The organism is Spirosoma litoris (genome assembly GCF_054776755.1).
The window spans coordinates 71,298-92,485 of record NZ_BAAHBI010000010.1 but is presented as its reverse complement, the minus strand read 5'-3'; the positions used below and the strand labels follow the sequence as shown (position 1 = coordinate 92,485).

The 21,188-nt window shown below is 46.2% G+C and carries 18 protein-coding genes; 8 read left to right on the top strand and 10 right to left on the bottom strand.

Annotation, left to right across the window (positions count from 1 at the left end; translation table 11 throughout):
• Positions 1 to 80: 80 nt before the first annotated feature.
• Both ACYVGR_RS06680 and zwf read right to left on the bottom strand, forming a co-directional pair.
• On the bottom strand, positions 81 to 425 hold the full coding sequence (locus tag ACYVGR_RS06680; protein WP_460956068.1) for a cupin domain-containing protein: 345 nt from the start codon (positions 423 to 425) through the stop codon (positions 81 to 83).
• Between the two features lie 105 nt (positions 426 to 530).
• Entirely contained in the window at positions 531 to 2,030 is a 1,500-nt protein-coding gene (zwf, locus tag ACYVGR_RS06675; RefSeq protein WP_460954825.1) for a glucose-6-phosphate dehydrogenase, read from the bottom strand.
• A gap of 236 nt (positions 2,031 to 2,266) precedes the next feature.
• On the opposite strand from zwf, the gene ACYVGR_RS06670 reads away from it, so the two are divergent.
• The 7 genes from ACYVGR_RS06670 (at position 2,267) to ACYVGR_RS06640 (ending at position 11,355) form a co-directional block, all read left to right on the top strand.
• Positions 2,267 to 3,430, top strand: coding sequence for a sensor histidine kinase (locus tag ACYVGR_RS06670; protein WP_460954823.1), 1,164 nt, complete (start codon positions 2,267 to 2,269; stop codon positions 3,428 to 3,430).
• Positions 3,396 to 3,830 carry a response regulator gene (locus ACYVGR_RS06665; RefSeq protein ID WP_460954821.1) on the top strand — a complete coding sequence of 145 codons (435 nt, stop codon included), beginning with the start codon at positions 3,396 to 3,398 and terminating at the stop codon, positions 3,828 to 3,830. The genes ACYVGR_RS06670 and ACYVGR_RS06665 overlap by 35 nt, the downstream gene beginning before the upstream one ends.
• A 71-nt stretch (positions 3,831 to 3,901) precedes the next feature.
• Positions 3,902 to 4,336 (top strand): ribose-5-phosphate isomerase, encoded by a 435-nt coding sequence (locus ACYVGR_RS06660; protein ID WP_182463621.1) that lies wholly within the window; start codon positions 3,902 to 3,904, stop codon positions 4,334 to 4,336.
• A 94-nt stretch (positions 4,337 to 4,430) separates the two neighbouring features.
• Entirely contained in the window at positions 4,431 to 6,179 is a 1,749-nt protein-coding gene (locus tag ACYVGR_RS06655; RefSeq protein ID WP_460954819.1) for an ABC transporter ATP-binding protein, read from the top strand.
• 150 nt (positions 6,180 to 6,329) lie between these two features.
• Complete coding sequence (locus ACYVGR_RS06650; protein ID WP_460954817.1) at positions 6,330 to 8,495, top strand: FUSC family protein; 2,166 nt, start codon at positions 6,330 to 6,332, stop codon at positions 8,493 to 8,495.
• Positions 8,496 to 8,561: 66 nt separating this feature from the next.
• Positions 8,562 to 10,535 carry a S9 family peptidase gene (locus ACYVGR_RS06645; RefSeq protein ID WP_460954815.1) on the top strand — a complete coding sequence of 658 codons (1,974 nt, stop codon included), beginning with the start codon at positions 8,562 to 8,564 and terminating at the stop codon, positions 10,533 to 10,535.
• Positions 10,536 to 10,743: 208 nt separating this feature from the next.
• Entirely contained in the window at positions 10,744 to 11,355 is a 612-nt protein-coding gene (locus tag ACYVGR_RS06640) for a 3'-5' exonuclease (protein WP_460954813.1), read from the top strand.
• A 252-nt stretch (positions 11,356 to 11,607) separates the two neighbouring features.
• Here the strand turns inward: ACYVGR_RS06640 and ACYVGR_RS06635 are convergent, their stop codons facing one another.
• From ACYVGR_RS06635 to ACYVGR_RS06620, 4 genes are all read right to left on the bottom strand, one after another.
• Entirely contained in the window at positions 11,608 to 12,759 is a 1,152-nt protein-coding gene (locus ACYVGR_RS06635) for a site-2 protease family protein (RefSeq protein WP_460954811.1), read from the bottom strand.
• Between the two features lie 75 nt (positions 12,760 to 12,834).
• Positions 12,835 to 13,446, bottom strand: a complete 612-nt coding sequence (locus ACYVGR_RS06630; protein WP_460954809.1) for an HAD family hydrolase — start codon at positions 13,444 to 13,446, stop codon at positions 12,835 to 12,837.
• Positions 13,447 to 13,521: 75 nt separating this feature from the next.
• Positions 13,522 to 14,475 carry an acetyl-CoA carboxylase carboxyltransferase subunit alpha gene (locus ACYVGR_RS06625; protein WP_460954807.1) on the bottom strand — a complete coding sequence of 318 codons (954 nt, stop codon included), beginning with the start codon at positions 14,473 to 14,475 and terminating at the stop codon, positions 13,522 to 13,524.
• A 96-nt stretch (positions 14,476 to 14,571) separates the two neighbouring features.
• The gene (locus ACYVGR_RS06620; RefSeq protein WP_460954805.1) at positions 14,572 to 16,002 is read right to left on the bottom strand and encodes an MBL fold metallo-hydrolase RNA specificity domain-containing protein; all 1,431 of its coding nucleotides are present in this window, start codon (positions 16,000 to 16,002) and stop codon (positions 14,572 to 14,574) included.
• A gap of 134 nt (positions 16,003 to 16,136) precedes the next feature.
• On the opposite strand from ACYVGR_RS06620, the gene dacB reads away from it, so the two are divergent.
• On the top strand, positions 16,137 to 17,681 hold the full coding sequence (gene dacB / locus ACYVGR_RS06615) for a D-alanyl-D-alanine carboxypeptidase/D-alanyl-D-alanine endopeptidase (protein WP_460954803.1): 1,545 nt from the start codon (positions 16,137 to 16,139) through the stop codon (positions 17,679 to 17,681).
• A 28-nt stretch (positions 17,682 to 17,709) separates the two neighbouring features.
• Here dacB and ACYVGR_RS06610 read toward each other — a convergent pair whose 3' ends face one another.
• From ACYVGR_RS06610 to ACYVGR_RS06595, 4 genes are all read right to left on the bottom strand, one after another.
• On the bottom strand, positions 17,710 to 18,174 hold the full coding sequence (locus ACYVGR_RS06610) for a response regulator (protein WP_460954801.1): 465 nt from the start codon (positions 18,172 to 18,174) through the stop codon (positions 17,710 to 17,712).
• Positions 18,128 to 19,606 (bottom strand): sensor histidine kinase, encoded by a 1,479-nt coding sequence (locus ACYVGR_RS06605; protein ID WP_460954799.1) that lies wholly within the window; start codon positions 19,604 to 19,606, stop codon positions 18,128 to 18,130. The genes ACYVGR_RS06610 and ACYVGR_RS06605 overlap by 47 nt, the downstream gene beginning before the upstream one ends.
• Positions 19,607 to 19,693: 87 nt before the next feature.
• On the bottom strand, positions 19,694 to 20,233 hold the full coding sequence (hslV, locus tag ACYVGR_RS06600) for an ATP-dependent protease subunit HslV (protein WP_182463634.1): 540 nt from the start codon (positions 20,231 to 20,233) through the stop codon (positions 19,694 to 19,696).
• Between the two features lie 124 nt (positions 20,234 to 20,357).
• Positions 20,358 to 20,831 carry an Lrp/AsnC ligand binding domain-containing protein gene (locus ACYVGR_RS06595; protein ID WP_157589137.1) on the bottom strand — a complete coding sequence of 158 codons (474 nt, stop codon included), beginning with the start codon at positions 20,829 to 20,831 and terminating at the stop codon, positions 20,358 to 20,360.
• Between the last annotated feature and the right edge of the window lie 357 nt (positions 20,832 to 21,188).

Here is a 21,188-nt window from a genome sequence, read left to right as displayed (position 1 = left end):
GGTTTTCCAGAGAAAATCCTGTTCATCCTGCCAATCCTGTCGAAAAATAGTTTCTCTTTTAAAAAATGGAATAGGCCTGTTTATACAAAATCTTCACGCATGGGCGTAAAAATATCGACTAGTACCCCGGCTTCTTCGCAAACGGCTCCATGCCAAACGTTTGGTGGAATATAGTAGGCATCGCCTGCCCGAACCATCCGGGTCTCGTCGCCAATCAGAATCGAAAATGCGCCACTGGCCACGTAGCTCATCTGGGTATGATAATGACTATGTGCCGCGCCAATACCACCCGTTTCAAACGCTACCTTGACCATCATCAGGTTAGTATCGTAAGTCATGATCTTACGCTTTACACCTTCGGCTACCTGCTCCCAAGGGAGGCTTTCATCATCAACAAAAAGAGCGGCAAGTTGGCTATTTTCCATTATTTCAACCGGGTCGCCGGTGCGATTCAAGGTTCTATAGGAGGATTTAGCAACAATAATTTACGCGTCAGTCAACATGGAACATTGAACCTGAAACTTGAAATATTATTTCCCCATCCAATGAAATCCATCTTTCTCCACGAGGTTCATGGCTGCTTCAGGTCCCCAGGAGCCTGGTTCGTAATTTGGGAAGTCAGGGGTCTCGTTTTCCCAGGCCTCCAGAATTGGCGTAACCACTTTCCAGGCTGCTTCAACCTGATCGGCTCGCATGAAAAGCGTAGCATCGCCAGTCATCACGTCAAGTAGTAACGTTTCATAGGCTTCTGGTTCCTGGCCATCGTAGGCATCTTTGTAGCTAAAAACCATATCAACCGGGTCGATGGCCAGCGTTTGGCCCGGACGTTTAGCCTGAAACCGTAAACGGATATCCATAGCTGGTTGAATACCAATTGTCAGTCGGTTCGACTGCCAGCTCTTAGTAGCCTCTTCGGGGAAGGCGTAATAGGGTGCCGGTTTAAACTGAACAGTAATAATCGTGGCTTTTTCGGGCAATGATTTTCCAGTACGCAGGTAAAAGGGCACATCCTCCCAGCGCCAGTTATCAACAAAAAGTTTGACGGCCGCAAAGGTCTCTGTTGCCGAATCAGGTTTTACGCCTTCTTCTTCCCGATAACCCGGAATATCTTTTCCATCTTTCTTACCAGGTCCATACTGCCCCCGAACAGCTACATCTTTCACTTCTTCGGGTTTGATCCGACGGATGGCATTCAGTACATCTACTTTTTTGTTGCGTACCTCGTTGGCGTCAAAGGAAATAGGCGCTTCGGTAGCAACCATACATAGCATCTGGAGCAGGTGATTCTGGATCATGTCGCGCAGAGCACCAGAACCTTCATAATAACCACCACGTCCTTCGAGCCCTACTGTTTCGGCAGCCGTAATCTGGACATACTCAACGTAACGTCGATTCCAGATGGGTTCAAACAGCGAATTAGCAAACCGAAGTGCCAAAATATTTTGTACAGTTTCTTTGCCCAGATAATGGTCGATTCGGTAAATCTGCTCTTCGGCAAACAGACCGCCCAAGAGCGCATTTAGCTCCATTGCCGTTTTCAGATCGTGACCAAACGGTTTTTCAACGACAATTCGGACCCTCGATTTATCACCACAAAGCGCGAGCTTACCCAGATTGGTGGCAATATCAGGCACCAATTGAGGAGCAACAGCCAGATAGAAAACTACATTGGCCTGTACACCCCACTCCCCTTCTTTTTTAGAAACAAAGTCGGATAGTTTTGTATAGGAAGCGCTATCGCCAGCGTCCATTTGCAGGTAGGACACAGAAGGGGCAAATGCACCCCAGGAGTTGTCAGAATCGTTTTTCCGTCGCGAAAACGACTGTACACCCTCTAATAATCGTTCGCGAAAAGACTCATCCGTATAGGAGCTTCGGCCTAAACCAACCACCGCAAAACGGTCGGACAAATACTTGTCGAGGTAGAGATTGTAGAGGGCTGGTGTAAGCTTGCGAAGGTTCAGATCGCCACTTCCACCAAAAATGAATACAATAGTAGCAGCCGGACGCTGATTAGTAGCTGGAATCATAAGTCGATTGTATTGACGGGGTGCAAATTACCTACACGCCCAATACTGAACAAATTTTAGAGTAGTCTGGCTTTTTAAAAGACATCGGTAAGCCAAAACAACTTACTATTTTTCGAGAAACCATTCCTGAGAACTTTTTTGTTCAGTTCGCCCCATTTTATTTCAGTTAACGAATTATCTTTATCGGTTATATATACCTCTATTTTTTTACCTAACTTCCTTTCTTGCAAGCTCGTATGGAACAGCTAATCGAGTTTTTTAGCCGTCTCACCGACACAAATGACTGGCCACCACGTTGGTATTGTGGTCAATGGTCTGATTTCCATGGCTGGCTTTATATAACTTCTGACTTGATGATCTGGCTGGCTTACATGGTCATTCCGCTTGTTTTAGTTCGTTATCTTTTTGTTAAAAAAGGAGTACCCCTACCCGGCGTCTTCTGGCTTTTCGGTGCATTTATTTTATTGTGTGGTCTTACTCACCTGATTGATGCGATAATATTCTGGATACCTATTTACCGAATTAGTGCCCTGGTTCGCTTGCTGACAGGCACGGTTTCGATTGCAACTGTGATAGCCCTCTTCCGGTATTTTGACGAAGCCGTGGGCCTGCGGACCTCTAAAGAATTCGAACACGAACTGTTGTTTCGTCAACAAGCAGTAACTGAACTAACACGATCAAATGAAGAACTACAGCAGTTTGCCTATGTAGCTTCGCATGATCTTCAATCCCCCCTTAAAACGATTTCGAGTTACCTGAAACTGCTCCATACGAAATACGGCGATCAGCTACCCGCCGACGCGCACAAACTCGTTGAAACATCGACCAATGCGGCCGAGCGAATGCGGGTGCTTATCAATGATTTGCTCAATTTCTCGCGCGTAGGTAACGAAGTCGCCTTTACCCAAGTCAATCTAAATCTGTTGGTTACCGAAATTCTGGAAGAACAACAGGATGAGATCCGAACGAGTGATGCTACAATTGATGTAGGGCCGCTCCCGACCATGACAGCCCATTACACCGATTTCAAACAGGTCTTCCAGAACCTGATTTCCAATGCCTTAAAATATCGCAAACCATCCGTACCTCCCTACATAACAATTCGGGCGATTGACGAAGGAGAGCAATTTTGTTTCTCCATCAGCGATAATGGCATAGGAATTGAGCGGCAATATTTTGAGCGGGTATTTCAGATTTTTCAGCGGCTCCACGGACGTAACGAATTCTCCGGAACAGGCATTGGTCTGGCCACCTGCAAAAAAGTTATTGCTATTTATGGTGGTCAAATCTGGATCGAGAGTACAATTAATGTAGGTACAACCTTTAACTTTACCATTCCTAAAGTCATTAAAACGACTCATCACTATGCCCAAACCGATACACTGTATTCTGTTAATTGACGACGACCCAGATGATATTTTTCTTCATCAGGTAGTTATTAATGATTCAGGATTGTGTGATAACATTCGGGTTGCTGAAAACGCAAAGGAGGCTCTTCGTTATTTAACCGACACCAGTCATCCCGACTATATCCGACCCGATTTAATTCTGACGGATGTGAATTTGCCCGGAATGAATGGGTTCGAATTTCTGGAAGAATACCACCATCTGGATGAGCAACTCAAAAGTCGGCTGGCCGTTTTGGTATTCACCACCTCATTAGCCCCACGCGATACCCAACGGGCGGCCATGATTGCCCATGTGAACGGCTATTATACAAAGCCTCTCACCAATGCCACCCTTCAGGAGATTGTGAATCAATACGCTATTACATTGCCCAACGATACCTTAAACGACTAATCCGTTCAGGGAATCAATTACATCGGCTACCTTTGCTACTGTTTCTAATTTCTGACTAATTCGACTTTCAAATGAAAATTGCCATTGGTTCCGACCATGCCGGTTTCCAGTACAAAGAAGCCATCAAAGAAATGCTCACTGGCCTCGGACATGAGGTTATCGATAAAGGCACCTATGCCGCAACGCCATCTGTAGATTATCCGCTCTTTATCCGGCCGGTAGCCGAAGCCGTAGCGGCTGGCGAAGTAGAACGTGGTGTGGTACTCGGTGGATCGGGTAACGGCGAAGCCATTGCGGCCAACCGTGTGCGCGGTGTTCGGTGTGGGTTGTGCTGGAATGAAGAGTCGGCACGCCTGTGTCGGCAGCACAACGACGCCAACGTTATTTCACTTGGCGAGCGCATGATGAGCGAAGAAACTGCCCTGAAATTAGTTCAAATCTGGCTTGATACTCCCTTTGAAGGAGGCCGGCACCTAGCTCGAATTCAAGAATTGGATAACTATTGATGTAGTATGTGTGATATATGATGTAAGATGTAGTTATCACTATGGCATCATACATCTTACATCATATATCCTACCGCACGGGCGGCCCCGATCAATGCAGATTCTCTGGAAATACCTCAAACCTTATCGCTGGTTGGCCGTACTGGCATTGGTTCTGGCCGGTATTGCTCAAATTCTCGCCCTGGTCGACCCAATTATCTTCGGGAAACTTATTGACCAGTATGCCACCCATCCCGGCTCCAAAACAGAAACCGAAAAAGTTAGGGGAGTTCTGCAATTATTAGCCATAGCTGTTGGCGTAGCCGTTTTGTCAAACATAACCAAGGCGTTTCAGGAATATGTAACCCGTCTGGTTGTTCAGAAATTTGGTACAGATATTTTCAACGACGGCTTAAAACAAACCCTGCGTTTATCCTATCAGGAATTTGGCGACCAAAGTAGCGGTGCCACGCTCTCGATTCTGCAAAAAGTTCGTACCGACACCGAGAAGTTTATCAATTCGTTTGTCAATGTTCTTTTTTCGTCCATCGTAGGCATGGGCTTCCTGATTTGGTATGCCGTTACGAAACACTGGGCGCTGGTTCCCGTATTTTTGATTGGTGTACTTTTATTGGGCGGACTAACGGGGCTGCTCAGCAAACAAATCAAGACAACCCAACGCTCGATCAACCGCGAAACGGCTCTCCTATCGGGTGTCATTACCGAGTCGTTACGAAATATTGAATTGATCAAAAGTCTGGGGTTGACTTTTCCCGAAATCCGACGACTGAAAGCCCAAACAGGCCGCATTTTCGAACTGGAGATGTTCAAAGTTCGGCGGGTTCGGTTTCTATCGTTCTGGCAAAGCACTACGTTGAATATCCTGAAGCAATCCGTTCTATTCACCTTGCTATGGCTCATTTTTCGGAATGTGCTCAGCACAGGCGAGCTGATTTCGATGCAGTTTATTTCGGTTTCTATTTTCAATCCGTTGCAGGAATTGGGCAACATTATTCTGGCCTATCGCGAAGCCGAAGCTGGATTGGCTAGTTTCGAGAAGCTGATGCAAAAACCTATCGAACGCAACCCTGAATCACCGATTGAAGTAGGACCGATTGAGCGACTTCGATTCGAGGATGTTGTTTTTCGACACATTGGTGCCCATCAGAATGCAATTGATGGCGTCTCGTTTGAGGCTTCACTCGGCGATACAATTGCCTTTGTTGGCCCGTCGGGTTCGGGAAAATCAACGATGGTTAAGTTGCTGGTTGGGCTTTATCGGCCAGTTGGCGGTGAAATTTACTACAACGACATATCAACAAAGGATATTCGGTTCAACCCGATGCGTCGGCAAATTGGGTTTGTTACCCAGGACACACACCTCTTTTCCGGCACCATTCGCGAAAACCTTTTATTCGTTAAACCCGACGCCACCGAAGCGGAGATGCTGGATGCCCTGGACAAAGCCGCCTGCGACCATTTGCTGGCTCGCTCCGAAAAAGGTCTCGATACACAGATCGGCGAAGGTGGGTTGAAGATGTCAGGGGGCGAAAAACAACGACTCTCCATTGCCCGCGCTTTAGTCCGGAACCCGCGATTATTGATTTTCGATGAAGCCACATCAGCTCTGGATTCGCTTACCGAAGAAGAAATAACCGATACAGTTCGCAGTGTATCAGCCATGCGCTCGCAAATTACGATTCTGATTGCGCATCGATTGTCAACGATTTTACACGCCAATACGATTTTTGTGCTGGAAAAGGGTAAAATTGTCGAAACGGGCAGTCATGAAGAACTCATTTCTCAAAAAGGCCTTTATTATGCTATGTGGCGTCAACAAATCGGCGAACGCCGAACCGTTTAATCCTATTTTTTGAACACAGAACTGTCCGTCCATAGTGATGTCGGTTACTAATAACCGACACGTTAGGTTTCTTAAAACCTAACCAATTACATTAGGTTTTAAGAAATCTAAAATGTCAGATGCTTACATCTGACATCACAGAATAAGAAAATGAATAAACAGAGTCGGGAAGTCAGTTATTTTCTATCCAGTCAGTATTTCTCGGACGGGATCAGGATAACGCTATCTATTTTACTGCCTTCTCTGCTACTCGCCCAGTTCGACCAGCTTCAGGCAGGTATGGCCATGTCGTTGGGTGCCTTGAATGTTAGTTTGAGTGACGCTCCAGGACCAGTTATGCATCGGCGGAATGGCATGGCGTCCAGCGCCCTCATCAGCTTCTCGGTCACCTTGATTACAGGATTCGCCCGCATGAGTCCCTATACAATGGGGGTCGAAATCCTGTTGTTAAGCTTTTTCTTTTCCATGTTCGCCATCTACGGCAACCGGGCTACATCGGTCGGAACGGCGGCTTTGCTGATCATGATTCTGATGATCGACCGGCCTATGGATACCGCCGGAGTGCTACGCGAAAGCGGCCTGGTGTTGGCCGGAAGCGTTTGGTATAGCACCATCAGTTTGTTGGTTTCCCGTTTGCAACCCTATCGATTGGCGCAACAGGCATTAGGCCAGTGTATCCACGAGATTGCCAAGCTGATGGCTATCAAAGCAGATTTTTACGATATATCGACTCAGTTAGATGACAACTACCGCCATTTGATTGCCCAACAGGTTGATGTAAGTGAAAAGCAGGATGCCGTACGGGAAGTCCTGTTTAAAAGTCGCCGGATTGTGACGGAGTCAACCCGAACCGGACGATTACTATTGCTCACCTTTGTTGATGTGATCGATCTGTACGAGCAGATCATTGCCATGTATTTCGATTACTCCGATATCCGCGAGCGATTTGGTAAGTCACGAATACTCGATCAGATTGCCCACACCATCCGTCGGCTATCCGTCGAGCTGGATCATATCGGGCTTGCCATTCAGCTACCCGTGCCGTTCCATAAACCTATTAATATTAATCCAATTCTGGAAGAGCTGAAACGCCATATTGACGCCCTCGGCGATCAGGATGGCAGCACATTGGTACTAAAAAAAGTATTGGTCAGCCTCCGAACGGTTAGTCAACGGCTAACGGCCCTGCAAAAAAATCTTGTATCGCCTACCCTTAACCCCGTTGATAATGAGGCTATGGAATACGGACGGTTTGTCTCCCATCAGGAAATCGATTTGAAGTCTTTTCTGGATAACCTAACGCTCGATTCCTCGGTATTTCGGCATTCGGTACGGGTAGCTATTGCGATGCTAGTTGGGTTTGTGATCACCAAACTTCTCCCCTACGGCCACCATAGTTACTGGGTATTGCTCACGATCTCGGTCATTCTGAAACCGGCTTTTAGCCTGACAAAGCAACGAAATATTGAACGTATTCTTGGCACATTAGCGGGGGGTATAATTGGAGTACTCATCCTAACCTTTTTCCCCAACAAGACTATACAGTTTGTTTTTATGGTGTTGTTGATGTTGGGTACCTATAGTGCTCAACGGGTCAATTACATTGTGATGGTTATTTGTGTAACCCCATTCATTTTAATTCTTTTCAAATTTCTGGGTGTCAGTTATTTAGGAGCCGCCGAAGAACGTTTCTTCGACACGTTGCTGGGGGGAGTTATTGCCTTTATGGCCAGCTATTTACTCTTCCCGCAATGGGAGTCAGAACAGTTAAAAAAGCCCATGCAGGCTATTCTGAAAGCCAACGTCCGGTATATCCAACTCTTACTCGACAGCTTGTCTGGACGCCCTATTAACCTGGTTGACTACAAGCTGGCCCGGAAGGAAGTTTACGTTACGTCGGCCAATTTATCGGCTGCTTTTGATCGGATGTTATCGGAACCGAAACACAAGCAGCGAAACGAAAAACTCATTTACGAGTTTGTGGTCCTGAATCACGTTTTATCAGCCAATATTGCTACAATTACTTCGGCCCGATTAACCGATGAGCCTAAAGTATACGCGACTCCGCTCCTGCGTCCTGTCAAACGCGCCCTCCGAATACTAACAGAAAGCCTTCATAAGATTTCTTCAACCACGGCCAAACAAAGCCAGGATGTTGGTGCGTTGGATATACATGTGACTACGACTGCGTTGACTGATCCATCATTGCTGGAACAACTCAATTTTATTCAGCAAGTCAGCAGCGATATTGGCAAAATCGTGGAGCGATTGATGACACGGGAGCAGATCATTAAAAAGCGTCATCAGTCCGCCTAGCTAATGCTGACGCGATCTGCGCTAAATTCCATATCTTGGAGTTTCATACAACCAAGCTATTCATCAATGAAACCTCTTTACTTCCTCGCTCTACTAGCCTGTCTGGTTAGTCCAAACTGTGTATTGGCCCAAGCACCAAGCATAGTTCAATCAATCGACATGAAAAGCGTGTCGAATCCCCAACTCTCGCCCGATGGCAAGTGGGTTGCTTATACGGTCACCAAAACCAATTGGGATGAGAATACATTCGACACCGATATTTGGCTGGCTAACACAACCACAGGAGATCAATTTCAATTAACAAACTCCAAGAAATCGAACAACAGTGCCGCCTGGTCGCCAGATGGGAAATGGCTGGCTTTTTTGTCTACACGGGATGACAAATCTCAATTGTACCTGATCAGCCCTTTCGGCGGGGAAGCCCGTCCTTTGACCAAATTTGAAACGGGGGTAACGTCCTTTAAATGGTCGCCAACCGGAAAGCAAATTGTGTTTTCGGCCACTGTGCCCGACAGCAAACTAGACAAGGAGCGAAAGGAGAAATACAGTGATTATGAGGTTGTTCGCGACGACTACAAAATGGTGCATCTGTATCTGCTCGACAGCCTGACCAATGAGAAACCTGCCCAGGCCAAAGCCTTAACCAAAGGAATTGGTTTTTCAGTCGGTAGTTTCGTTGTATCGCCCGATGGGAAGAAAATTGCGTTCGATGCCTCGAAAAACCCGGACCTCATCAATGGACATACTTCTGATTTGTATGTATTGACACTTGGCGACACCATTACCCGCAAAATAGTATCGCTCAAAGGGCCTGATCAAAACCCGGTCTGGTCGCCTGATGGTCAGCAAATTGCCTTTACAACAGCCAACGAAAACGAATTTTATTTCTACACAAACCGACTCATTGCCACCATACCCGCTTCGGGCGGCACGCCAAAAATCCTGACCAACACGTTCGATGAAAACGCCAATCTGCTGGAGTGGACAAACGATGGCATTTTGTTCAGTGGGTATCAAAAAACGGCCGCACATTTATTCCGAATCGATCCGGCTACCCTGAAAACGGAACGACTCACGAAGCCAGATAACCTGATCGCTACTCAGTTCTCGTTCAGCAAAGATGGCCAGCAGATGGCGTTCGTGGGGGCGCTTCCCAATCAATACGCAGAAATTCAGATCTCATCCGTCCGCACGTTTGCCCCCAAAACGCTGACAACAATGAGCAAACAGTTAGCGCCCTTCAAAATCTCGACCCGCGAGGTTGTCAGTTGGAAATCAGTAGATGGTAATGTCATTGAAGGCATTTTGATTAAGCCCGCTAATTTTGACCCTACCCGAAAATATCCGCTTCTGGTCGTTATTCACGGTGGTCCAACCGGAATCGATCTGCCATCCGTTACCGCCGATCGTTACTATCCGATTGAACAATTTACAGCCAAAGGAGCACTCGTATTACGCCCCAACTATCGCGGGTCGGCAGGGTATGGCAGCAAATTCAGGGCCCTGAATGTGAAGAACTTAGGCTTGGGTGATTACGATGATGTCATCTCAGGCGTTGATTACCTGATTGGCAAAGGCATTGTCGATAAAGATAAAGTGGGCGCTATGGGTTGGAGTCAGGGCGGCTATATTTCGGCTTTTATCACAACTTACAGCGATCGGTTCAAAGCAACCTCAGTGGGAGCCGGAATCTCAAACTGGGCAACTTACTATCAGAATACCGACATTACACCTTTTACTCGCCAATACTTACAAGGCACACCCTGGGACAATGCGGATATTTACCAGAAAACATCACCCATTAGCTATGTTAGTCGGGCTAAAACGCCTACCCTAATTCAACATGGCGAGCTGGATCGACGTGTTCCTATTGCCAATGCTTATGAATTACGACTAGCTTTAGAAGATAAAGGCGTACCCGTTAAGATGGTTGTTTATAAAGGTTTTGGGCATGGAATCACAAAACCTAAGCCCATGCGCCAGGTTATGGAAGAAAACTACCGCTGGTTCAGCAAATACATTTGGGGGGAGAACCTATAGATTTCTGTAATCAACTAAAACGTATTGGACCTGAACGAAAAAGCCCTGGCAGAATAGACTGTCAGGGCTTTGTTTGTGAGTATGATAGTAAAACGGCGACACACATCGAAATGTTTCATCGATGAAAAATTGCTTTATTATTTTTCATTTTAATTCGAAGATAAAAATTCACGAACCTTTTATACCTTTCCAGAAACATTAGTCCCATATGCCTTATTTAGTACTCGACCTTGAGATGACCGGGCCAGAACCGGATTACAACGAAATAATTCAAATCGGTGCCGTGCTTTTCGACGACAACTGGGTTGAAAAAGGTCAATATCTAACCAATGTCTATCCAGAAAATAAAGACGCGTTCTCTTCCTCATCCGAGAAAATCCATAATCTTTCTTTGACCGATCTGGAAGATGCTCCCATGATCTACGATGTATTGCCTGAAATGGAAGAATGGATTTGTAAAGAGTTGAGTTTGCGCATTCCAAAAGGTCAGCTAGATCGAACACCTTTTCTGCGCGATGTGATCATCTGCGGTCAGAGTGTGATTAACGACATAAACTTTCTAAAAGAAGCTTACCGGTACGAGAAGCTCAAGTGGCCCTATTCGCGCGTGCTGCTTGATTTGCACACATTAGCTTATTTTACGTTCCGGGTTCTAAAAGCCAACGGCCGTAAAGTTCCAGATCGGCTAAGTCTGACAGCCATTGCCAATTACTTCGGATTTTCCCGCGAAGATGGGTTTCATAATGCACTGGAAGATTCGGTACTCACAGCCAAATGCCTTAAAGAAGTCTTTGCCCTGAGCAATCAGATGAAGCTGTAGTGATAAATAATGGATAATGTAGAATGGACAATTGCAGGCGCGTGATCATTATCCATTAATCGTTCCTAAAGTAACGTAAATTATGGATAAAATCTGGATTTATCAACTGATTGTTAGCCATTTATAGTATTTTTTTGTCATCCCGACAGCAGTAGGGATCTTCGGTAAGTAACCAGTTGCCGAAGATCCCTACTGCCGTCGGGATGACAAAAAACAAGTATTATACTATTCGTAAATCGGCCATAATTCACGTTACAGTATGAAAGGCCGCGGACTAAAGCACAAAACAAAAATGATCAGCGCGAGCCAGCCTAATATCTGCCGCTTCAGATCGAGCGGCTCGTCCTGCTCCGTTTCTGGATGGTAAATGCCCAGAAAACGCCCAACGACAAAGACAAAAACCAGGAAATTTGAATATCCTTCTGCATTTGGCCACACCCACGATACAGCCAATTGAGCTATTACAACGCTGAGTGCAATGAGTAGTGAGGTCACCCAATTTTCGCTTATGCGTGAAAATGCCAGATATAAGAAACCTACATAAAGCCCAAACTCTCCCAACTCCTCAAAAAAAGCTTCATCGGTTGGTACGGCAAAGTCGGAGGGTTTGTAGGAACCTAATCCCGCATAAAAAGCAAAGACGATGAACAAAGCTGGAGCCACCCATTGAAATCGTTTGCGTCCGATTAGGCCATAGAGGATATGCCCACCGTCCAGCTGTCCAATGGGAATCAGGTTCAGTGATGTAAAAAACAACGCCAGATAGCCTGCCATCACATACGGATAGTGCACCATTTCGTACGGATGCGGCACACGGGCCGGATCGGCTACGTATGTTTTGAAGAAGCTGAATAGCAGGTTATCGCCCAGACCAATAGCCGCACCTTCTGGCAGGTTTTTATAAGCATATTTCCCGTAATCAAGACCCCACTTGGCGTACTCGGGGTGAATGGTAAAGATAAATTCAGGTGGTGGCAGATGCGAAAAAGCATACCACAAAACAACTAGCGCCAGCACAAAACCAGCCAACGGGCCAGCAATGCCAATATCAAAATACTTCCGGCGACTGTTAATGTAATCCTTGATCCGAATAAAAGCGCCCAACGTGCCAATGCTCTGGCCAATACCCAACCAGAGCGGAATGTAATAGGGCAACGTCACCCGAACTTTGTTTGCTTTAGCCGTAAAGTAATGGCCAAATTCATGGACCGTCAGGATAGCCAGAAAGGGGATCGAGAATTGAAACCCGCCCAAAAACTCCGACCACCCCAGTGGTTTGGTTATTCCCTCGAATGGAATAAAGAGACTCCCATACATCCACTCAGCTCCAGCCAGTGTGGTAGTAATAAGGGTAATTAAAAAAAGACCTCCGTGCAGGAGGTAAGTTTTGGTACGTTGGCTCATGTATGTATTGAGATGTATGATGTATGATATAGGATGTATGATTTAGCGACTCGTTCATACATCCTATATCATACATCATACATCTTTTAAGTAATCAAGAATCGTCATTGGCGGCTCCACCCGTACAGCCTGGATACCTAGCTTGGCAGCCGACTCGATATTGGCGGCATTATCGTCGAAGAAGGCAGTTTCTTCGGCTACTAGACCTGCTTCGGTTAAAACGTGTTGATAAATTTCGGGAGAGGGTTTTGCGATTCGAACATCGTAGGAATAGAACACCCGTTCAAACAGTTCCTCCAACGTTGGCTGATTCAGACTGGTCAGCATTTGATTCACCCGCCGAATATGAATGGGGCTGGTATTGCTCAGAAGAAACAAACGGTAGTTCTGTTTCAGTTCTTTAATCCGCTCGACCCGTTCAACAGGCAATTCTAGTAAAACCGTGTTCCAGGCGGTATCAATAACCTCATCGGCCCAACTATCATTTTTTAATACCTTCCGAACGTGGTCGCGAAAGGCCATGTCGTCAATAAGGCCAGTTTCATACTGTCCAATAATCTCGAACTGCTTCCAAATCGCTGTGACTTCGTCTTCGGGCAGATTCGCCAACATGGCAAAATTTCGAACCGGAGCGGTCAGGTCAATCGGAATGATCACATCACCGAGGTCGAAAATGAGGTTTTTCACAAGTTTATTGTTTCGGGGTTTCAAGTTCAAGGTTTCAGTTAGGGAACATGAAACCTTGAACTTGAAACAATCTATTTATTCAAGAACAACACCCATATCACAGAATTTCTCAATCCGTTGATTGATACGTTCCTGCGGGTCGATCGCGTTAAGTTCAGCTAGTGCTTTTAAAATGACGTCTTTCAGATGGTTGGCCATTTTCTGATGGTCGTTATGCGCGCCACCAAGCGGTTCTTCCACAATTTCATCGACCAGTTTATTCAGCTTCATATCACGAGCTGTCAGCTTCATAGCTTCGGCAGCCTGCTCCTTGAAATTCCAACTCCGCCAGAGAATAGTTGAGCAGTTTTCGGGCGAGATAACCGAATACCAGGTGTTTTCGAGCATAAATACTTTATCGCCGATGGCAATGCCCAATGCACCACCCGATGCGCCTTCACCGATGACGATACAGATAACGGGAACCGTCAGCATAAACATTTCTTTCAGGTTGCGGGCAATCGCTTCGCCCTGCCCCCGCTCTTCGGCCTCCAGACCCGGATAGGCACCCGGTGTGTCAATCAGCGTAATGATCGGCTTGTTAAACTTTTCGGCCAGCTTCATCAGGCGCAACGCTTTCCGGTAGCCTTCGGGGTTAGGCATACCAAAGTTCCGATACTGCCGCTGTTTGGTATTTCGCCCTTTCTGCTGCCCGATAATCATGACCGTCTGGTCGCCCAGTTCGCAGAAACCACCCACCATCGCCGGATCGTCACGAACCGTACGGTCGCCGTGCAGTTCGATAAACTGATTGCACATCAGGGAAATATAGTCGAGGGTATATGGCCGATCGGGATGGCGCGATAGCTGAACACGCTGCCAACGGGTGAGGTTTTGAAAAATCTCAAGCCGAAGCTTATCAATGCTTTGTTCAAGAATGGCAACGGCTTCGCTCACGTCGACATTACTGGTTTGAGCCAATTTTTTCGTCTCTTCCAGCCGCGCTTCGAGGTCGGCAATGGGCTTTTCAAAATCGAGGTATGTTCTCATGTATAATGATGAATGATGAATGATGAATGATAAATTGCAGACAGTCTGATCAATTCATCATTCATCATTCATCATTCATAATTTAGATTTCATCATTTATAACTCATAGCTTTCGCCTTTTTTTGGAATGATCACCTGCGGATAGCCTTCTTCGGCCAGCGTGGCTTTGAAAGACTCCATACTCTCGTATTCTCCATGAACCAGGAAAATAGACTTGAGTGTTTCGGGCGATTGCATCGCCACAAAATTAATCAGGTCATTGCGATCTCCATGTCCACTAAACACGTCAATTTTCTCAATGTTGGCTAGTACCTGATGATCTGTTCCTTTTATGCTCAACGTTTGCTGACCATTCAACAGTCGCCAGCCGAGCGTTCCTTCGGCGCAATACCCAATAATCAGGATAGTCGCGTATGGATTGCTGATGTTCTCAGCGATATGGTACTCAACCCGACCGCCTTGTACCATCCCTGAAGATGAGATGATTATACAAGGCTCAGCAAAATTCGACACCGCCTTACTGGCTTTCGCCGATTCCAGAAACTGGAAATTCTCGAAGTCAAAAAGCGTCTCGTTCTCCTTGTAAAACTCTTTGGCCTCATTGTTCAGCATTTTCACATGCTGCATGTAAATCTTGGTACTTTCGTACCCCATCGGGCTGTCGGAGAAGACCTTGATTGGCGGGAAATTCCGTTCAGTATACAGCCGGTTGAGCGTATAGAGCAGAGCTTGTGTTCGACCAACGCTAAAAGATGGAATAATAAGTCGGCCAGGAATATCGATGCAGGTTCGCTGGATAATGTCGGCCAGGGCATCTTCGGGCGACATGGTATTTTCATGAAGTCGATTTCCGTAGGTGCTTTCACAAACTAAATAATCGACATTCGGCACCGTGCCAGGATCAACTAAGAGTGGGTAGTTCTTTCGGCCAATATCGCCCGAGAAGCAGATACTTTTGCGCTCACCATTTTCGATCACGTTAATCACAATGTGAGCCGCGCCCAGTAAGTGACCCGCCGGAATAAACGTAACGTCTACACCATCGGTCACTCTAAATTTCCGATTGAAACCAATAGGCACTACATTCTCCATTGTTTCGCGTACCTGCAAACCTAGATACAGATCTTTTTGCATCTGTATCTGACGATCTTTCACGCGCTGTTTCTTACTGGCATTCAGCTCGTTAATTCGCTTTTGATTGAGCGAGGCCGCATCGTTGAGAAGCACATTGGTCAATGCGAAAGTTGGCTCGGTGCACAGAATCTGACCTTCGTAACCTTCGCGAAATAGGTTGGGTAGATTGCCCGAATGATCTACATGCGCATGTGTCAGTAGAACCAGGTTAATACTTGAAGCCTCAAAAGGGAAAAATCCCGGATGAGTAACGGCGGGGGCCGTCTGACCGTTCGAACTGGAGCGTTCCATGTCCGAACCACAGTCAATCAGGATGCGGTAATCATCCTCCAGTTCCAGCAGGTACATACTACCTGTTACTTGCCGGGCTGCCCCCAGAAATGATAATTTCATGCGTACAACTTTAACTAATCAATATCGTATGTTCGATGACTTTGTGAAGGATGGCTTAAGGCAAGTTTGGTGGTGTGAATTCCGTAAGTTTGCAAAAGTACGAAATACCCATCGAATCGCCTAACTGTTCCAAAATGCGCAGTATAACCCGTTTTACGGCCAATTTGTTATCCCTTTTACTCACTTGTTTACTTATATATTTTACATCTGCCCCTAGTCGGGCACAGGCTCCGCGCCCGACTGATTCACTCGCTACTCAGCACCTAATGAGTCTGGTTGAGTCTTTTCAGGCTAACCCTGCCACACGATTCGGAACGGTTGCCCTCTCGGTTCGGCGGGTGCGAGATGGTGAAGAATTAATTGGCTATAATGCCCGAATGAGTTTACCCTCGGCCTCAACGCTGAAACTCATTACCACAGCCACCGCTCTCGCTGTTCTGGGTCCTAATTACACTTATACCACTACGTTAGAATACGACGGTGCCATCAAAGACAGTGTCCTAACAGGCAACTTATATATCCATGGCACGGGCGATCCATCACTGGGAAGCTGGCGATTTACTAATTACTACGATCTGCCAGCACTGTTAAAAAGCTGGGCTGATGCGGTTAAAGCAGCAGGTATTCGTAAAATTCAGGGAATGGTTGTGGGAGATGCCAGCTTATATGATGACTTGACCACCCCAGACACCTGGCCTTTTGGCGATTTAGGCAATTATTATGGAGCGAGTTTGAGTGCCTTAAATATCAATGAAAATTTATTTCGTGTCTTTTTCAGACCCGGTAAAGCAGTTGGCACCCCAACAACTGTCCTACGTACCGACCCACTTCTCCCCTACCTTACCTTCCGAAATACGGTTACGACTGATGCTGCCCATACTGGCGATCAGGTAAATATTTACGGCGTACCCTTCATGAACCAGCAGTGGTTAACCGGGAAAGTGCCTATGGGAGAGCCAGCCAATGAATTCAGTGTAAAAGGATCGTTGCCCGATCCGGCTTACTTTGCAGCCTATGCCTTACAAAACCAGTTAGTGCAGAACAACATCACCATCAGTAATCCGCCGGTTTCGATTGGCGGGGGCTTACCTGCCAGCTTCTCGGCTACCGGCAAACGCACCGTTCTCAATCAGCATAAATCTCCCCCGTTAACCGATCTGGTCCAACAAACGAATTTTCAGAGTATCAATCTGTATGCAGAAGCATTTTTGCGGACAGCGGCATTAGCGTTGAACAAAAACGTAAAATCGACCAGCAGTAGCCTGGAAGCAGTAACCACATTCTGGAAAAGCAAAGGGGTTAATCTGGATGGATTCCGGATTCGGGATGGTAGTGGCCTATCAACCGTTGGCGCTCTTACAGCCGATAATATGACCGGTATTCTAAGCGTTATGGGTCGTGAAAAATCGTTTCCGCAATTTTATGAGACGATTCCGATAGTAGGGCAAACCGGCACTGTGCGTAGTCTGGCACGGGGAACAATTGCAGCGGGCAACATTCGGGCGAAGAGTGGCTCTATTGAAGGCGTCCGAGCCTATGCGGGTTATTTCACAGCCGCAGATGGCGAACAAATGAGCTTCTGCATATTGGTTAACAAATTCACGCCGGGTCAAAGCCGTACGATAACCAATGAACTGGAGAAAATTTTTGTGGGATTAGTTGGGTTGAGTGGTAAATAAAATAGCGCGAGCTTCCGCCCGCGCTATTTTATTTACCTTCTTCGTGTTCACAGATGGTTACCACATTGAACCAGTACTGACCAATAGCTTTGGTTACTTCACTGAGCCGCTGAAAGGTTGGTGGCTTGGTAATGAAACTATTGGCTCCATTAAAATAGGATGTTTCCACATCGTCTTTCGCATCAGAAGTAGTTAACACCACAATTGGAATATGCCGAAATTGCTCATCGGCTTTGATTTCCCGTAGGGCTTCCCGACCATCTTTTCGGGGCATATTCAGATCCAGCAGAATTAGTTCTGGCAACGTATGATTGGCACCAGCATACCGTCCTTTATAGGTCAGGAAATCCATTAAATCTTCTCCGTCTTCAGCAAACGAAATACGACTGGCCGGATAATGTTGATGAAAGGCCTCCCGCGTGAGATAACGATCATCTTCGTCGTCATCAACGAGTAGGATATGAATGAATTTCGGTTGAGGTTGGTCTGTCATAATGTTGTAGCAATTGGCTTTCGGGCAACACGACTACGAAAGTAGCTCCTTCCTGGGGCTGACTCCGGGCCGTAATAAATCCATGATGGTACATAACAACACGTTTGCAAATGGCCAGACCGATACCCGTTCCTTCAAAAGCAGTTTTGCCATGTAATCGTTGAAAAACTTTAAAGATGTGGTCTAAATATTTCTCCTCAAATCCAATTCCATTATCCTCAATGATAATTTCTACGTAAGATCGATCGGCAGTTAAACCAGCGTAGTCTTCTCCATTGACTGGCCTTGACTTAATCCGTAGCACAGGTTGTACACCGGGCCTGGTGAATTTAAGCGCATTGGAAATAAGGTTATTAAACAGATGATCCATTTGGCTGGCAACCGCCTGAATAACCGGCAACTCACCTATTTCAACCCGCACATCCAGCCCTTTAATCCGCAATTCCTGGTCATCCAGAATACGCTGCACAATATCATTCAAAGGTACAGGTTTGAAATCTTCCTGATGATTAGAAATTCGTGAGAAATTCAATAAATCTTTAATGAGCTTGGACATTCGCTCGGCCGAGTGCGAAATTTTGCTCATAAACAGCATGCTATCTTCGTCAAACAGATTCGCATAGCGGTCCATAATCAAGTTGGAAAACGACTGTATTTTCCGCAAAGGCTCCTGCAAATCATGGCTGGCTACAAACGCAAATCGTTCCAGTTCTTCATTCGATGTTTCCAGTTGGCGAATCTGCCCTTTCAATTGCCCCTCAAACTCGCGAAGCTGGTCTTCAGTTGTTTGGCGATGAATCAGCTCCTGCTCCAGCAAACGGTAGGAAATGGCAAGAACCATGAACGTCAGTAACGATAGCGAGAAAATAATGACAAGCGTATTCCGAAAAGATCGTTCTGCCTGCCGATTCCGCATATCCATCAGTATCCGTTCGGTATCGACCATAAGCGTCACCTGGGATCTAAGGGCATCCATCGTCCGCTTACTTTCTACGTTAACAGCCCAGTTTTGCTTATCCGTAACCTTAACGCCTATTCGCGCTTTTGTTATAGCTAATTTATCCTCAATTAGTTGTTCTAGCCTAACTCGTCGCTGAATTTGGACCCGGTTGTCATTGCAAAGGATTCGTAATTGGCTTATCTGTTCCGGTAACAGCCGTAAGGCCATTTTATAGGGAGACATGTAGGTCGAATCCTGACTAATAACATACCCCCTGGCACCCGTTTCAGCATCTTTCATTAAAGACAAAATGCGTTCGAGAGTCCCTGTCACTTCGTACGTATGCCGAACCCGCTTTGTGTCCTCACTATACTGGTTATAGCTATAAAAGGATATGATAAACCCCGATGCAATGAGCACCATGGCCATAATGAATCCGAGCGCAATGCGACGGTTCATTACTTTAGGTGCAAACCGGGGAACAATTTTCATAACGTATAGTCGGGTAGTTCCAACAAATGTAAAAAAGAACTGCTAACCATTAAGAGTTTCGGTGGATGGCAATCTTGTTAACTTACTCTATAACGACTCAACTACTAAATTATGGTTGGTATAGATACACACATCTGCCGCAATATGCAGACTCTCCCGAACCATTTCCTCAGCCGATAGTGCTGTAGCGTGTTTTTTCAGAGCTATTGCCGCCGACTGGGCATACATGCCACCAGAACCAATGGCCGCAACATCACTGTCAGGCTCAATTACATCGCCGGTACCCGATATCATTAATAGGTCTTCTTTAGAGGCCACAATCAGCATGGCTTCCAGTTTTCGTAGATAGCGATCTGTGCGCCAATCCTTGGCCAGTTCGATGGCAGCCCGTTTAAGGTTACCCCCATAGGCATTCAGTTTTTCTTCAAAACGTTCGATCAGCGTAAACGCATCGGCAGTAGAACCTGCAAAACCGGCCAGCACTTTGCCGCCCATCAGCACACGTACTTTCCGAACATTACTTTTGGCAACGGTATTGCCCATTGTGGCCTGGCCATCGGCACCCAGGGCTACCTGCCCATTGTGTCGAATCCCAACCACTGTTGTTGCATGAATTTTGGGTAGCATGAATTTTGAGTTATTGGGTACTATAACATGCTGAAGGTGGTTTAGGGTTCAAATAGCAGGGGGCAGGGGCTCGGCGCGGGGTAGGCAGTTAGTTTCCGTGCTCCTAGCCCCGTGCTCCCAGCTGTTAACTCTCCGCAAACGGGATTGGCCGATTGACGCTTTCTTCGAGAGAAATAAAGGTTTCCGTTCGCTGAATACCAGCCACTTTCTGAATTTTATCATGGAGCACTTCACGCAAGTGCTGGGTATCCCGACAAACGATTTTGGCGAAGATGCTGTAAATACCTGTTGTGTAATGAACATTGACAACTTCAGGAATTTTTTCCAGTTGTTTGGAAACTTCCTCATAAAGTGAGCTTTTGTCCAGGTAAATTCCCAGAAACGCACTAATATCCCAACCTAGCTTGGCATGATCAATCACCAGTTGCGATCCTCGTACGATGCCCATTTGCTTCAGTTTATTCATGCGAACATGAACGGTCCCCCCCGATACGAAGATTCGTTTGCCGATTTCAGTATACGCCATATTGGCATCCTGCATTAGTAAACTCAATATTTTAAGATCAGTATTATCAATTTCTAAATTTTTTTCGGTCATTTTAGTTTTATTTTCGACGAGTCATACCAAAAGTATCGTTTTTTTGAACACATTGTAAATTTTAAGAAATTTTTATGTAAAATTTGCAATAGAGCAATCTCATCAGCTATCTTTGTATTGTCAAGTTGATCGAGCGGGGTCACACGCCGGTCTTCTTGGCTTTTTTTTCTCACACTGTAGGATGTCGAAATTGGCAGACGTGCCCTCCTGTCTCGGGGGTGGTGATAAAGGATAAACGCAGCATAATGCCGCCCTTGTGGCGACTGGGGTTGACCACCAGAGTTGTACTGTAGCTAACTGCACCGTGGGCGGTTCGAGTCCCCCTCCTACAGCATTTGGTTTTTAGTTTGTTGATGA